This is a genomic window from Arthrobacter sp. 05T47 (assembly GCF_056395825.1).
The window spans coordinates 58,500-73,021 of the sequence record NZ_JBFTKG010000005.1 but is presented as its reverse complement, the minus strand read 5'-3'; the positions used below and the strand labels follow the sequence as shown (position 1 = coordinate 73,021).

General features: G+C 67.3%; 15 protein-coding genes. 11 read left to right on the top strand and 4 right to left on the bottom strand.

Features of this window, described 5'->3' with window-relative positions; all coding sequences use genetic code 11:
- Position 1: 1 nt before the first annotated feature.
- Genes AC1DEY_RS06565 through AC1DEY_RS06550 form a run of 4 tightly spaced genes read left to right on the top strand, consistent with a single transcriptional unit; the run spans position 2 to position 3,871 of the window.
- Positions 2-919 carry an ATP-binding cassette domain-containing protein gene (locus AC1DEY_RS06565; RefSeq protein ID WP_441409957.1) on the top strand — a complete coding sequence of 306 codons (918 nt, stop codon included), beginning with the start codon at positions 2-4 and terminating at the stop codon, positions 917-919.
- A gap of 32 nt (positions 920-951) precedes the next feature.
- Entirely contained in the window at positions 952-2,055 is a 1,104-nt protein-coding gene (locus AC1DEY_RS06560; protein ID WP_476867245.1) for a Gfo/Idh/MocA family oxidoreductase, read from the top strand.
- A complete protein-coding gene (locus AC1DEY_RS06555; RefSeq protein WP_476867244.1) occupies positions 2,055-2,840 on the top strand; it encodes a TIM barrel protein in 786 nt (261 codons plus the stop codon). The genes AC1DEY_RS06560 and AC1DEY_RS06555 overlap by 1 nt, the downstream gene beginning before the upstream one ends.
- Positions 2,837-3,871, top strand: coding sequence for a Gfo/Idh/MocA family oxidoreductase (locus AC1DEY_RS06550; protein ID WP_476867243.1), 1,035 nt, complete (start codon positions 2,837-2,839; stop codon positions 3,869-3,871). The genes AC1DEY_RS06555 and AC1DEY_RS06550 overlap by 4 nt, the downstream gene beginning before the upstream one ends.
- Positions 3,872-3,975: 104 nt before the next feature.
- Here the strand turns inward: AC1DEY_RS06550 and AC1DEY_RS06545 are convergent, their stop codons facing one another.
- Complete coding sequence (locus AC1DEY_RS06545; RefSeq protein ID WP_476867242.1) at positions 3,976-4,749, bottom strand: gamma-glutamyl-gamma-aminobutyrate hydrolase family protein; 774 nt, start codon at positions 4,747-4,749, stop codon at positions 3,976-3,978.
- Between the two features lie 39 nt (positions 4,750-4,788).
- On the opposite strand from AC1DEY_RS06545, the gene AC1DEY_RS06540 reads away from it, so the two are divergent.
- The 4 genes from AC1DEY_RS06540 to AC1DEY_RS06525 all read left to right on the top strand — a co-directional run bounded on the left by AC1DEY_RS06540 (position 4,789) and on the right by AC1DEY_RS06525 (position 8,380).
- Positions 4,789-5,256 carry an SRPBCC family protein gene (locus tag AC1DEY_RS06540; protein ID WP_476867241.1) on the top strand — a complete coding sequence of 156 codons (468 nt, stop codon included), beginning with the start codon at positions 4,789-4,791 and terminating at the stop codon, positions 5,254-5,256.
- Between the two features lie 42 nt (positions 5,257-5,298).
- A complete protein-coding gene (locus AC1DEY_RS06535; protein ID WP_476867240.1) occupies positions 5,299-6,006 on the top strand; it encodes a FadR/GntR family transcriptional regulator in 708 nt (235 codons plus the stop codon).
- A 192-nt stretch (positions 6,007-6,198) separates the two neighbouring features.
- Positions 6,199-7,575: an MFS transporter gene (locus AC1DEY_RS06530; protein WP_476867239.1), complete on the top strand. Its 1,377-nt coding sequence runs from the start codon at positions 6,199-6,201 to the stop codon at positions 7,573-7,575.
- Between the two features lie 28 nt (positions 7,576-7,603).
- On the top strand, positions 7,604-8,380 hold the full coding sequence (locus tag AC1DEY_RS06525) for an SDR family NAD(P)-dependent oxidoreductase (RefSeq protein ID WP_476867238.1): 777 nt from the start codon (positions 7,604-7,606) through the stop codon (positions 8,378-8,380).
- A 121-nt stretch (positions 8,381-8,501) separates the two neighbouring features.
- Here AC1DEY_RS06525 and AC1DEY_RS06520 read toward each other — a convergent pair whose 3' ends face one another.
- Positions 8,502-9,437, bottom strand: a complete 936-nt coding sequence (locus AC1DEY_RS06520; RefSeq protein WP_476867237.1) for a matrixin family metalloprotease — start codon at positions 9,435-9,437, stop codon at positions 8,502-8,504.
- Complete coding sequence (locus tag AC1DEY_RS06515; RefSeq protein WP_476867236.1) at positions 9,437-10,624, bottom strand: VIT1/CCC1 transporter family protein; 1,188 nt, start codon at positions 10,622-10,624, stop codon at positions 9,437-9,439. Before AC1DEY_RS06515 ends, AC1DEY_RS06520 begins: the two co-directional genes overlap by 1 nt.
- 259 nt (positions 10,625-10,883) lie before the next feature.
- Between AC1DEY_RS06515 and AC1DEY_RS06510 the strand changes: the two genes are divergently transcribed.
- The gene (locus AC1DEY_RS06510; RefSeq protein WP_476867235.1) at positions 10,884-11,120 is read left to right on the top strand and encodes a hypothetical protein; all 237 of its coding nucleotides are present in this window, start codon (positions 10,884-10,886) and stop codon (positions 11,118-11,120) included.
- Between the two features lie 50 nt (positions 11,121-11,170).
- On the opposite strand, the gene AC1DEY_RS06505 is transcribed toward AC1DEY_RS06510, so the two are convergent.
- Entirely contained in the window at positions 11,171-12,694 is a 1,524-nt protein-coding gene (locus tag AC1DEY_RS06505) for a sodium:solute symporter family protein (RefSeq protein WP_476867234.1), read from the bottom strand.
- Between the two features lie 285 nt (positions 12,695-12,979).
- On the opposite strand from AC1DEY_RS06505, the gene AC1DEY_RS06500 reads away from it, so the two are divergent.
- Complete coding sequence (locus AC1DEY_RS06500) at positions 12,980-13,555, top strand: helix-turn-helix domain-containing protein (RefSeq protein ID WP_028275626.1); 576 nt, start codon at positions 12,980-12,982, stop codon at positions 13,553-13,555.
- Between the two features lie 88 nt (positions 13,556-13,643).
- Positions 13,644-14,423, top strand: a complete 780-nt coding sequence (locus AC1DEY_RS06495; protein ID WP_476867233.1) for a hypothetical protein — start codon at positions 13,644-13,646, stop codon at positions 14,421-14,423.
- Positions 14,424-14,522 lie beyond the last annotated feature (99 nt).

Genomic DNA, 14,522 nt, shown 5'->3' with positions numbered 1-14,522 from the left:
AATGAATGCCAAAGAGATCGACCAGCAGACCCTGCTGCAGAACGAAAAAGACCCCCTCACCCACACCCCCGTGCACCTGCTCTCCTTGGACGGGGTCGCCAAGCACTACGGGAACATCATCGCCCTCTCCGATGTCACCATGGCCGTGGACAACGGCCGCGTCACCTGCGTCCTGGGCGATAACGGCGCGGGAAAGTCCACCCTGATCAAGATCATCGCCGGCCTGCACCAGCACGACGCCGGAACACTGAAAGTCATGGGCGAGGACCGGAAATTCACCTCCCCCCGCGACGCCCTGGACGTGGGCATCGCCACCGTCTACCAGGACCTCGCGGTGGTGCCCCTGATGCCGATCTGGCGGAACTTCTTCCTCGGCTCCGAACTTACGTCCGGGTTCGGCCCGTTCAAGAGCATGGACGTCGACAAGATGAAGGAGATCACGCTCAAGGAACTCGCCGCGATGGGCATCGACCTGCGCGATGTCGAGCAGCCCATCGGCCAGCTCTCCGGCGGTGAACGCCAGTGCGTCGCGATCGCCCGCGCCGTGTACTTCGGCGCGAAGGTCTTGATTCTGGACGAGCCCACCGCGGCGCTGGGCGTGAAGCAGTCCGGCGTGGTCCTGCGCTACATCCTCCAGGCCCGCGACCGCGGCCTGGGCGTCATCTTCATCACCCACAACCCGCACCACGCCTTCCCCGTCGGGGACCGGTTCCTGCTGCTCAAACGCGGCAAGTCGATCGGCTACTACGACAAGAAGGACATCACCCTGGACGAACTCACCGCCCAAATGGCCGGCGGCGCCGAACTCGCCGAACTCGCCCACGAACTCGAACAACTCGGCGGCCACGGCGACATCGTGAAAGAAGTCCAGGGCGAAGTCGCCGACGTGGCCCAGACGACCGGTAACACGTACGCGTAAGTACCGTCCCAAATCCTAGAAAGGACAGGCCTTTGGCTTACCTCAACCGCACCCCGTCCGACGCCGCGCAGCCCGTACGGATCGGGCTGATCGGCTCCGGCTGGATGGGCGCTTTCCACGCCGAGAGCATTGCCCGCCGGGTCCCGGGCGCCGTCCTGGCCGCCATCGCGGATCCCAACCTGGAATCCGCCGAGGCACTGGCCGGCACCCTGGGCACCGCGAAGGTGACCGCCGACGCCGCCGACCTCCTGGCCGACCCGGAGATCGACGCCGTCGTCATCGCCAGCCCCGCCCGGTTCCATTCCTCCCTGATCGGGCAGGCTGCGGCCGCCGGAAAGCACGTCTTCTGCGAAAAGCCCGCAGGGCTGGGGCTCCAGGAACTCGACGCCGCCCTTGCCGCCGTCGACGCCGCCGGGGTGCACTTCCAGATCGGCTTCAACCGCCGGTACGCCGACGACTTCCAGGCAGCCAAGAAGGACCTCGCCGCCGGAATTGCCGGGACGCCCCAGCTGATGCGTTCACTGACCCGGGACCCGGGCACGGGAAGCATCGGCCACGCCGCCAGGATCCCGGCGTGGACGGTCTTCCTCGAGACCCTCATCCACGACTTCGACACCCTCAACTGGTTCAACGAAGGCGCCGAACCTGTGGAGGTCTACGCAGTCGCCGACGCACTCGTGGAGCCGGGACTGCGGGACCAGGGCTTCCTGGACACCGCCGTCGTGACCATCCGCTACAGCAACGGCGCGATCGCCGTCGCCGAGGCAAACTTCAGCGCTCTCTACGGCTACGACATCCGCGGCGAGGTCTTCGGTTCCCGCGGCATGGTCCAGGCCGGACGGTCCACCGAAACCGCCGCCCGCCGGTTCACCGCCGAGGGGATGTCCGCCGACACTCCACGGCTGAACGTCGAACTCTTCCGGCAGGCCTACACCGATGAACTCGTGGACTTCGCCGACGCGGTGCGCGCCCGGCGCGACGGAACAGTGCCGCCGTCGAAGCCGTTCACCCTCACCCCGGTGGCCAATGACGCCCGGCGCGCGCTGGCCGTAGCCCTGGCCTGCATCGAGTCGGTCAAGCAGGGGGCCCCGGCAACGGTCAACACAGTGGCCGTCAACGAGAAGGCGGTCCTCTAATGCGGCTTGCCGTCTGCGCCGAGATGGTCTTCACCGACCTGCCTTTCACGGAGCGGGTGCGCCGGATCCACGAGGCGGGCTTCGACGTCGAACTCTGGGACTCGCGCTCCAAAGACATCGGCGCGCTCAAGGCCACCGGGGCGGTGTTTTCGTCCATGACCGGATACACCGCCGGCAGCCTCGTGGACCCGGACACGGCGGATGACGTGGTGCGGACAGCCGAGACCCTGATCCCCACCGCACTGGAGCTTGGCGTCAGCCGGCTGGTGGTCCACCCGGCCGAACTCGTCGACGGCCAGGCGGCACGGCCGGTCTACCGATCCAGCGGCCACATGTGGGCCACCGGCGCCCGGACCCTGGAACGGCTCGGAAAGCTCGGTGAGAAGCACGGCGTGACCTTCTGCCTCGAGAACCTCAACACCATCCTTGACCACCCCGGCATCCCGCTGGCCCGTGCCAAGGACACCCTGGCGCTGGTGCAGGCCGCCGGGCATCCGAACGCCAGACTCATGCTGGATCTATACCACGCCCAAATGGGGGAGGGGAACCTGATCGAACTCGTCCGGAGCGCCCTGCCGTACATCGGCGAAATCCAGGTGGCGGATGTTCCTGGCCGCTGTGAACCCGGGACCGGCGAGATCAACTACGCGGCCGTCGCCAGGGCACTCGCCGATGCCGGCTACGAAGGGACAGTGGGCATGGAAGCATGGGCCAGTGGAGACAGTTATGCGGCCCTGGAGGCCTTCCGCTCAGCGTTCACTGTGACCGCGAGGGCAGCGGCATGAGGGACGTCGTACTCGGCCTCGTCGGAGTTGGGCGGATCGGCGTCATGCACGCCAACAACATCGCCGCCCTCAACGAGGTCCTGAATCCGCAAGGGATCCACGTCCGGCTCCGGCTCACGGACGTCGCCGAAGTGCATGCCCGGGCCGTGGCGTCCGGTCTGGGCGCCGAATTCCTCCCGTCGGTCCAGGCCCTGCTGGGCTCCGGCCTGGACGGCATGGTCATCGCCACGGGAACCGGAACCCACCCCGAGCTCATCAAGGCCGGCGTGGACGCCGGGATCCCTGTGTTTTGCGAGAAGCCCGTGGCCCTGAACGTGGCCGACGCCCTGCCGGTGCTCGACTATGTCCGCGAGCGCCAGGGCGTGGTGCAGATCGGGCATCAGCGCCGGTTCGACGCCGGCTACCTCGAGGCGCGCCGCGCCTACCAGGCCGGCGAACTGGGCTGGATCCACTCCCTGCGCGCCGTCACGTGCGACATGACGCCGCCGCCGGTGGAGTTCCTGGCCAGCTCCGGCGGGTTGTTCCGCGACTGCTCGGTCCACGATTTCGACATCCTGCGCTGGCTCACGGGCCGCGAAATCGTCGAGGTGTACGCCAGGGGCTCCAACAACGGAGATCCGGCCATTGGCGAAGCCGGCGACGTGGACACGGCCCTCGCGCTGGTGACGTTCGACGACGGCACCGTGGGAACGGTCTCCGCCACCCGCTACAACGGGGCCGGCCATGACGTCCGGCTCGAAATCCAGGGCTCCCGGGGTTCGCTCATGGTGGGCCTGGACGACAAGACGGCGCTGGCCTCCGCCGAGGCTGGGATCACCTTCCCCGCCGGAAAGCCGCACCTGACCTTCGCCGAGCGGTTCGAGGCGGCGTACCGGTCCGAGATGGCCGCCTTCGTGGAACTGATCCTTGGCCGCCGGGAGAACCCCTGCACCCCGGAAGACGCCGTGGCGGCTTCCCGGGTGGCAGACGCCGCCCAGGAATCGCTCGCCACCGGCGTGCCGGTCCGCGTGGCCCTCAGCGTCGCCAGGTGAGCCTGGCCCTGAGCCCAGCCCCTGGGCCTGGCCCAGTGAACTGAATGCAGCTAAACGGAAACCCCGGGGCCGCGGCCCCGGGGTTTCCGGTTGGCTTGCCGGCCTTAGCGGCGGGCCCGGCACGCGTCGACGAAGGCCCGGAAGGGGGCGAGTCGCTCTCCGGCGGGGATTTCCAGCGCCTCGGGGTGCCACTGGACCGAGGCCACCCAGCGCTCCGGATCCTCCAGCGCTTCAATGGTCCCGTCCTCGGCCACGGCCGTCACCGTCAAACCCTCGGCCACCCGGGCCACGGCTTGGTGGTGGCCGGACGCGATCTTCACGCTCACGGCACCGGATTCGCTCCCGTACAAGGCAGCCACCCTGGAGCCGGCCTGCACGCCGACCTCATGCCAGGCCCACGGTCCGGCCCCGTGCACCGGCGCGGTCTCATGGTGCACGACTGTCCCCGGCGCCATGTCCTGGACCAGGGTCCCGCCATAGAGCACGTTGAGCAGTTGGTGCCCGCGGCAGATGCCGAGCACGGGCAGCCCGGCGTCGATCGCCTGCCGCGCCACCACAACGTCCAGCGCGTCCTGGGCGGGATTGACGTCGTAGCAAAGATCGGTTTGTTCCTCGCCGTAGAGGCCGGGGTCGAGGTCGCCGCCACCGGGAAGCACGACGCCGTCAAGGGTCGACAACTCCGCGGCGAGGCCGCCGTCGGACGGCTCCACAGCGGTGAGCAGCACCGGTTCGCCGCCGCCCTCCCGCAGCAGCTCCACGATGTACTCGAACAATCCGTTGGCCTCCGCCACACGCGGGTCAGGGTCGGCGGAGCTGCTGAGGCGGACAGGTACGCCGATGCGCGGCCGGGCGCCGGCGAGGTTGCGGGAAGTCTGCATGCCTCATTCTGCAACATGATCGCGGACTAGGATTGCCAGATGAACGCCCGTTATCTCGTGTCCCGCAGCCGATACATCCCGGCCGCCCCGGAAGCCATCTTCGAGGTGCTCGCCACGCCCGCCCTTCACAGCGTGATCGACGGCTCGGACACCGTGAAGGGCGCCCAGCCGCGCGGGCCCCGGCGGCTGTACCTCGGCGCCAGGTTCGGCATGCACATGAACATGCGGGTGAACTACAAAATCCTCAACCGGGTCTGCGAGTTCGAGGAAGGCCGCCGGATCGCGTGGCGGCACTTCTATGGCCACGTGTGGCGCTACCTGCTCGAGCCGTCCACCGGTGCCGACGGAACCGCCGGCACCATGGTCACAGAGCAATGGGACGCGCGGCGGGTCCACGGCAAGAGCCTTCTCCGGCTGGCGGGCTACCTGCGCCGCCATCCGGCCAACCTGGAACAGACGCTGGCCAAGCTCGAGGCGTACATGGCCGGGCCTGCGGGACTTGGGTAATGTGGATGGAAGCACAAAACGCGACTGAAGGTGGTAATCGGGATGGGCCGCAGGACTCTGGTCGACGAGCTCGTCGACGGCCTGCTGACCGAAATCCTCGATGGAAAGCTCCAGCCGCACAGTACGATTCCGCCGGAAGCCGACATCGCCAAAGCCTACGACGTCAGCAGGCTGACGGTGCGCGAAGCCCTCAAGGCACTCCGCGCCCAAAACATCCTGTACGTGAAGGCCGGCCGGGGAACCTTCGTCAACCCCACGGACAACTGGACCGGCCTGGACGCGATCTTTAAGGCGGCCTCGCACGGCAACGCGGCCGACCAGGTCTCGGTGGGACTGATCGAGATGCGCCGCATGGTGGAGACCGGCGCGGCCGCGCTCGCCGCCAAGCGCTACACCTCCGAGCACGCCGAGCAGATGCGCGAGTGCATCGCGGACATGAAGCGCTTCCACGAGTCCGGCGACCTGGACCGCTTCGTCGAGGCGGACATTGGCTTCCACGACGCCGTCCTGAGGGCCTCCGGCAACCCCTTTGTCCGGGCCCTGTTCGCCCAGCTGGGCCAGTTGCTGTACATGACCCGACGCGAGACGTCGGCCGTCGGCGTGATCCAGCAGCACGCCATCGATTACCACCAGCGGGTCCTGGACAGCATCCTGAGCGGCGACGCCGAGCGCTCGCGGCAGGCGATGGATGAGCACATGGACCAGACCAATGCGGACTACGAGCGGTACGTCCGCGGCGTCAAGTCCTGACGTCCGCCCCCAGACCCTTGACGTAATCCGAATCACATTCTAAGCTCGTGCCTAGTTCTTGAATCAGATGTCTGACATCTGACTCAAATAGACATCCTGCAACACTCGCAAACGGGCAGGATCTCCACTCCCTAATCCACCGACTTCCTCACCCGGCACAGCCGCAGGGCAGGAACTCACGTAAGAAGGTCGATGATGACTTCATTAGCCCCCAAGTCCTCCGGACTCGGCGAATTGGGCGACCGCACGCTCCGCAAGGTCCGCCGTCGCGTCATGCCCCTGATTGTCCTGCTCTACTTCGTTGCCTACCTGGACCGCAACAACGTCGGCTTCGCCAAACTCACCATGAGCGAGGACATCGGCCTGACCTCCGCCGCCTACGGTCTTGGCGCCGGCATCTTCTTCCTCGGTTACGCCCTTCTTGAAGTTCCGAGCAACGCGGGCATGTACCGGTTCGGCGCCCGCAAGTGGCTGGCCCGGATCCTGATCACGTGGGGCATCTTCGCCACCGCCATGTGCCTGGTGAACGGGGAAACCACCTACTACATCGTCCGGTTCCTGCTCGGTGCCGCCGAGGCCGGGTTCTTCCCGGCGATCCTGTTCTACCTGACGCTCTGGTTCCCCGCCGCACAGCGCGTCACCGTGCTGGGCATCTTCATCCTCGCCCAGCCCGTCTCCAACGCGCTCGGCGCCCCGGTATCCGGGCTCCTCCTGCAGATGGACGGCATCATGGGCCTGCAGGGCTGGCAGTGGCTCTACATCATCGAAGGCATCCCGGCGATCGCGCTTGGACTCCTGACCCCCATCCTCATGACGGACCGGCCGCGGGACGCCAAATGGCTCAACGTCGACGAGCGCAACTGGCTCGCCGCCACCATGGACGCTGAACTGGCAGCCAAGTCCCAGTCCGGAAAGCACAACTTCATGGCCGGGCTCAAGGACAAGCGCACCTTGGTCTACTCCGCCCTGTATTTCGGCCTGGTGTGCGGAATCTACGGCCTGGGCCTGTGGATGCCCACCATCGTCGCAGCCCTTGGCAAGTTCTCCACGGCCGAAGTTGGCTTCATCGTCTTCATCCCCTACGCCGTGGCCGCAGTATTCGTCTACTTCTGGAGCAAGCGCGCGGACCGGACCGGCAAGCGCGCCTGGCACACAGCGGTCAGCATGGTGCTCGCCGGCGTGGGACTCCTCGCCGCCGGCTACCTGCTGCCGGTCAACCCGTTCCTCGCGATGATCGGCCTGACGCTCTCGGCCATGGGGATCTACGGCGCAATCGCCCCGTTCCTCTCGATGCCCTCCGCCGCCCTGACCGGCGCTGCAGCCGCCTCCGGACTGGCCCTGGTGAACTCGCTCGGAAACCTCGGCGGCTTCATCTCCCCGTACGCCGTCGGGCTCCTCAAGGACGCTACCGGCAGCAACCAGAGCGGCCTGCTGTTCCTCTCCCTCTGCCTGTGCCTCACCGCCGCGGCCACCTACCTCTACGCCCGCAAGCGCCCCGAAGGCGACGCCGCTCTTGACCCCGCCGTCGCGGCGGCTGCCGCCGTCGTCGACCCGGCCAAAGTACCCTGATCCCGAACTCCCTGAAGGAACCTTCGCAATGACATCAATTACCCCGTTCCCCACTGAGCGCACCGTCGTCCTGACCGGCGCCGCGTCAGCCCGCGGCATCGGCCGCGCCGCCGCCGACCGCCTGGCCAGCGAGGGCTGGTCCATCGCAATCCTGGACATCAACGCCGAGGACGCCGCCGCAGCTGCCGCCGAGATCGGCTCCAACCGCGCGGTCAAGGCCAKCGGCGTCGGCGCGGACGTGTCCGACGCCGCGTCCGTAGACCGGGCCATCACGGAGATCGAGGGCTCGCTGCCTCCGATCGTGGCCCTGGCCAACCTGGCCGGCATCAGTTCCCCGACGCCGTTCATGGACACCACGGTCGAAGAATGGGACAAGGTCTTCGCCATCAACATGCGCGGATCCTTCATCGTCTCCCAGCGCGTGCTCAAGGGCATGATTGAGCGCAAGCTCGGCAGGATTGTGAGCATCTCCTCGATTTCCGCACAGCGCGGCGGCGGCACCTACTCCAAGGTCGCCTACAGCGCCTCCAAGGCCGGCATCATCGGATTCACCCGGGCCCTGGCCCGCGAAGTGGGCGAATTCGGCGTCACCGTCAACGCCATCGCCCCCGGCCCCATCGACACGGACATCATGGGCGGCACCCTGAGTGAGGACCGCAAGGCGCAGATGTCCGAAGGGATCATGATGGGCCGCGTCGGCAGCCGCGAGGAAGTGGCGGCCCTGATCGCCTTCCTGCTCGGCCCCGACGCCGGGTACATCACGGCGGCCACGTACGACATCAACGGCGGCCTCCAGGTCTCCTGACCCCCAGTCCGCCCCCCGCACCCCCGTTGCGCTATCAGCTCTAGGCCTTAAACCCCCGGAATGGCCGCCAAGAGTGATAGCGCAACCGGAGGTGTAGGGGTGTTTCTGGCGTTTCAGCCGGTCAGAGATCCTTGCGGCACTGGGCGTGGCCGAGCTCGTAGAGCCCGTTCAGGTCACCGTCGGCAAGCCCGTCCGGGGCGCCGATCTCCGGGTACATCAGCTGGACCGGGTCATCCACATGCTCCAGGCCCATCACGTGGCCGAGCTCGTGCAGAATCACGGCCGTGGCATAGGCCCCACCCTGGCCGCGGTCCAGGTCTTCGGCGATTTGCGGGGCATCCAGTTCCAGGCTGCCTGTGACAAAGCTCTTGGGACCGTCGCCGAAACTGAAGTGGGTGCTGCCGCCCGTGCCGATCACCGGGCCTTTAAGCTGCGGGGCCTGTTCCGGTGTGGTCCAGGCGATCAGCAGCGGCGCCCACCGGTCCCCGTAGGCGTCCTTCTGGTAGGGCGCCCGGGTTGGCGAGGGAGTCTCCGTGGTGGGGCCATCGCTGATGAACTTGATCCCGGTGGCCTCCGAGATCGTCCGGATGGAATCTTCAACGAGCCGTTCGGCACCCCGCGGCGCCAGGGCGGCGTTGACCACGTAGTGCAGGGGCCGGCACGGCGAGTAACCCACCGGAGAGCCGTCGTCGTTCGTTGCGAGGAACTTGTACGAGGTGCTGGCGCTCTCCGGTTTCCGGGGAGCGCCGAGGGGCCGGTCCTGCTCCTCGAGACCGGGCGGGGGAGTGTCGGCCCGGTCCCCGGTGGCAGGCACGGCAGGCTGGCCGGACTCCTGCCCGGACCGCGGCTCCGCCTGCACGTCCCGGCCGGCCGTGTGTCCCGTTCCGCGGCTGACCTCGAACAGGCCGGTGAATCGAGGATCGCCGTAGACCAGTCCGGCCGTGAGGAAGGCCCCGCCGGCGATCACGGCAGCTGCGGCAAGGTTTCTGACAACCCGCAGCGCGGTGGCGCGCCGGCTGTGCCGCGGCCCGCGGTCCCTAAATTCAGGGCCGTCCACTAACCAACCACGGCGCCAAAGACCAGGCCCAGCAGGTACGTCACGCCGGCGGCGCCCATGCCGATGGCCAGCTGTCGCAGGCCGCGGGTGGTCGGCGACGTGCCGGAGAGCAGGCCCACGACGCCGCCGGTAAGCAGCAGCGCCAAGCCGACGAGGACGGCCGAAACCACCAAGGCGGCCACACCTGTCATGCCCAGCAGGAACGGAATGATGGGCACGATCGCGCCGGAGGCGAAGAAGCAGAAGCTCGACGCCGCCGCGCCCCAGGCGGTGCCGACGGCCTCGTGCTCGTCCTCGCTTTCGGGCAGTTCCGGCCGCAGCGACAGGCTCGGATCGCAGTCGCAGTCCAGCAGGCCCATCCGCTCCGCGACGCGGTGCTCGGCGGCCTCCCGGGACATCCCGCGGGCCAGGTACACGAGCAGGAGTTCGTTGTGCTCGATATCCAGCAGCGGGGCTGCCGCCAACGTGATCTGGGTGGGGCGGGTCGCGGCGAGGAGCTCCCGCTGCGAGCGCACGGAAATAAACTCGCCGGCCCCCATGGAGAGCGCACCGGCCAGCAGGCCGGCGACGCCGCTGAGGAGCACCACCTGGCTGCCCACGCCCGACGCCGCCATGCCCATGACCAGGGACAGGTTGCTGACCAGCCCGTCGTTGGCACCGAAGACGGCGGCACGGAAGGTCCCCGCGAGGCGGTTCCGGCCCCGGGTGGCCAGTCCGCGGACTACTTCTTCATGGATCTGCTCATCGGCGACCATGGCCGGCGTGGCGAACGCTTCAGTGGAGTATGGGGAGCGGCTCTCGGCCCGCTGCGCCAGGGCCAGGACGAAGACCGAGCCGAAGTGGCGGGCCAGGAAGCCCAGGAACCGGCTGCGGAGGGAGGCATGCCGGTCCTTGCCAGCGTGGCCGCCGAGCAGCTGCAGCCAGTGCGCCTCGTGGCGTCCCTCGGCCTCGGCCAGCGCCAGCAGGATGGCACGCTCCTCGCCCGAGCGATTCTGCGCAAGATCCCGGTAGACGGCCGCCTCGGCTCGCTCGTCGGCGAGGTATTGGCGCCAGCGCTTGATGTCCGCGGGACTTGGGTCTGAATTCAGGCCGGAACGGGCTGCCGGGTCCGTGGTGCGGGCCGAAGAGGCTTGTGTCGAGTGTGGCTGCGAAGAATCGTTGCGGTTCGATTCGGTGTGCTGAGACACGAAAAACTCCTGGGTTTGGTCGGGCGTGGTCCGGCCCCATTGCGACTCCAGAGTACCGCGTATTTCCGCGTTTTTTCGGCTGGGTATCCTCAGCGGGAGGTTTAGGGAGGCCGTAACTGGATTGCCTCGACCGGGCCGCCAGCGACTGCTTTCCGGCGGCATTTGTGGGACCTTGACCGTCCGTGTCAGCGGTGTTCGAATGAAACCCAGGGCGGGCTCCCCGGGGCTTGCCGCCACCGAGTCGTACGGAGGTTGCACCATGGATATCACCGGATCACATCCCATCCAGCCGGCCCGGGAGTCCCTCGAGTCCGATCCCGCTTACGACTACGCCGAGGACGCGCCCGTGAGCGATGCCGCGGAGACCGGGGACGAGGAGCTCCTCGAAGAGGCCGACCGGCTGGTTCCCCTGGACGCGGAGGACTTCCTCGGAGACGAGAAGCCAGTGGTGCCGCTCGAAGGGGAGGAATTCCTCGAGTCCGAGGAGAATGAATGATTCACCAAAGGCTTTAAAGCCCGACGGCGGTGCCAGTAGACCAGCGGAACCTAGTGCACCGGAACCGTAATCGCTTCGTCCTCGGATGCCTCGCCGGCAACCCGCCGCTTCCAGTTCTTCATGACTGCGGGATCCGTCGGCTTGGTCAGCAGTGACACCGCGATGTAGACGACCGCGGAGGCCGCCAGGCCGTAGTAGATCGGCTCGTTCGCGTAGATGCCGTCCAGCGGAACCTCGGCGTTGATCTCCAGGATGATCATGGTCCCGAGCGTGATGACCGTGCCCACCGCCATGGACGCCGCTGCTGCGTGACCGGTGCCGCGCTTCCAGACCAGGCCGCCGAGGATGGCCACAAGGAGGCCGCCGACCAGAATGTCGTAGGCGATGGTCAGGGCGGCGACCACGTCCTTGGTGATAACGGCGATGATGATCGCCACGATGCCGAGTCCGAGGACCCACATCCGGTTGGCTTTGACGTCGTGTTCCGGGTTGTCCGTGTCGGCGGTGTTGATGTTCTTGCCGAACCAGCTGGCGACGAACGGCAGCACATCGGCGCGGGCCACGGTGGCCGCGGCGATCAGTGCGCCGGAGGCGGTGGACATCATGGCGGCGACGGCCGCGGCGAGCACCAGGCCGCCGATGCCGATCGGCAGGATCTGGGTGGCGACCTCGGCGTAGACAACGTCCTTGCCCAGGTTGGCGACGTCGATCTCCGGCAGCGCGACACGGGCGCCGAGGCCGATCAGTGCACCGGCAGCACCGTAGAGAATGCAGTAGACGCCGGCCGTGGCGCCGCCCCAGCGGGCAACTGTCGGGGTCTTGGCGGTGAAGACGCGCTGCCAGATGTCCTGGCCGATCAGCAGGCCCAGGGTGTAGACGACGAAATAGGTGATGATTGTCTGCACGCCGATGCCGTCGATCTGGAAGAAGCTGGCGTCAACACGGGCGCGTATGCCGTCGAGGCCGCCGGCGGCGTTGAGTGTGAACGGCAGCATCAGGAGGAAGATGCCGACCGTCTTGATGACGAACTGGACCTGGTCCGCCAGGGTGATGGACCACATGCCGCCGATGGTCGAGTAGATCAGCACGATCGAGCCGCCGACGGCGATGGCGAGCGCGCGGTCCCAGCCGAAGAGCACCACGAAGATGGTGGCGTACGCACTCGTGGAGGTGGCGCACAGCATCAGCGTGTAGGCGAGCATGACGATGCCCGAGGTCTGCGTGGACCTGGTGCCGTAACGCAGGGTCAGCATCTGCGAAACCGTGTAGATCTTCAGCTTCTGGATGGTGGGGGCGAAGAGCAGGCTCAGCAGCAGGACGCCGGCGCCGATCGCGACCACGAGCCACATGCCGGAGATGCCGAACTTGTAGCCCAGGCCGACGCCGCCGACAGTCGAGGCGCCGCCCAGGACGACGGCGGCCATGGTGCCGGTGTAGAGGAACGGGCCGAGGCGGCGGCCGGCGACGAGGAAGTCGCTATTGTTCTTGGTGCGGGACTTGCCCCACCAGCCGAACGCCAGCATGGCGATCAGGTACACCACCACAATGGCGATGTTGACGAAACTTGCGTCCATTTTAAGGGCTCCTTGGAGCTGGTTGGCAGCGTGTGCGGGGATTGCCGGGCCTCAACGATGCGTTCGGCAAGTCTGCTGCTGCGTGACGGGGTTGGAGGAGGATGTCCGTCGGAACCTCCGGTATTGCCCATTAGGCAACACATGTTGCCCAACAGAGTATGTTGTGACCCCGGTAACAGTCAAGATGCCCTGCGTGCCGTCGCCGCATCCGCGTCACGAAGGTCCGCTCCGGCTAGGATTGCTCCAATGAATGGGGCCAAGCGGCCGGCCGTGAAAGGTTCCTAAATGAAGGCTCTACCAGTTGAACCGAGCAACGTTCCCGTTGCCATCGGTTCGCGGATCCGCGCCGCCCGGCAGTCCCAGCGGCTCACCATTGAACAGGTCGCCGACGCCACCGGGCTCACCAAGGGATTCCTCAGCCGGGTCGAGCGGGACCTCACCTCACCCTCGGTCGCCTCCCTGGTGACGCTGTGCCAGGTCCTGTCCATCTCGATCGGCGATCTCTTCGCCGCCCCCGAAACGCACCTCACGAAGCAGAACGAAGGCCCCCGCATCTCCCTCGGCGGCGAGGGGATCGTCGAGCGGCTGCTGACTGCCCGCTCCGAGCGCCGGGTCCAGATCATCCAGGCCGTGATCGAACCACGCGGGCGCGGCGAGTCCGAGCTCTATGCCGTGGACTGCGACGTCGACGTCCTGCATGTGGTCAAGGGAAGCATCCGGCTGATCCTCACCAACGAGGAATTCGAGCTCAGCGCCGGGGACACCGTGACCTTCCCGGGCCGGGAACCCCACACCTGGGTCAATCCCACGGACGATGCCGTCGAGGTGCTCTGGGTGCTGGTGCCCGCAGCCAGCCGCTGAGGGCAGGACTGCAAGTAGCCAATCCGGGCAATCTGGAAACATAGAGGACGAGCGGAAACCGCTCGCGTCAGTTCAACTGGGGGATTCCATGAACCGCAAGAACGTCTTTCTGTCCCTGGCGCTGGCCGCCGCGCTCGCGGCCGCACTCGGCCTGAGCTCCTGCGCCGCGGCGGGCCAGCGGGCCGGCGAGACGGGCAGCGGCCCCGCCGRCTCCGCGACGACGGTCCCGGCATCGCAGGAATCCGACGCGGCACCGGCGGCTTCCTCCGCCCCGGCCGCCACACCCACCGCCAGCGCCACCTCCACTTCCGCCACGCCTACTTCCGCCACCGCCACGCCGACGGCGGGCGCCGTGGCCGGCGTGAAGGTGTTTACCTTCCCGGACGGGCACCTGTCCTTTTCGTACCCGAGCACCTGGTCGGTCCGGACGGTAGGTTCGGCCGGGAACGCCAGCAAGCTGCAGGGCGTGCAGGCCGTCATCGCCGATGCCACGGGCAACGAACTGGCGTCGATCGTCAGCAGCACCAACGCCAGCAATGCTTCCGGCCCGGTGGCCCGTACCGTATTGGACGCCGCTCCGGTGCCGGGGCTGAAGGATGTCGACGGCGAACAGCTGGCCTTCGGCTTCGCCTTTGATTCCTTCGCCGACCAGTCCGACTTCCACATGAGCGTCCGCAAGGAGCGCGACTTCGCACCGCCGGTCTCCAACTCCGGCTCCGCCTACATCAGCTTTGCCAACGGCGGAGCCGAGGCCAAGGTGCTCTTTGGCAGCCCCGCGTTCGCTTCCGTCGACTCCGCCAAGGCCTGGATGATCACCGAGCAGTACAGCCAGCTGAAGCGCCTGCTGCTCAGCCTCAAGTACAGCTGACCTGCACGGTTGGTGGCGGGACGGGCCACGGTGAGATGTACGTCACATTCCGGAAATCTGCCGGAAACGGCAAATTAATGCCCGGACCCGTCCCGTAAC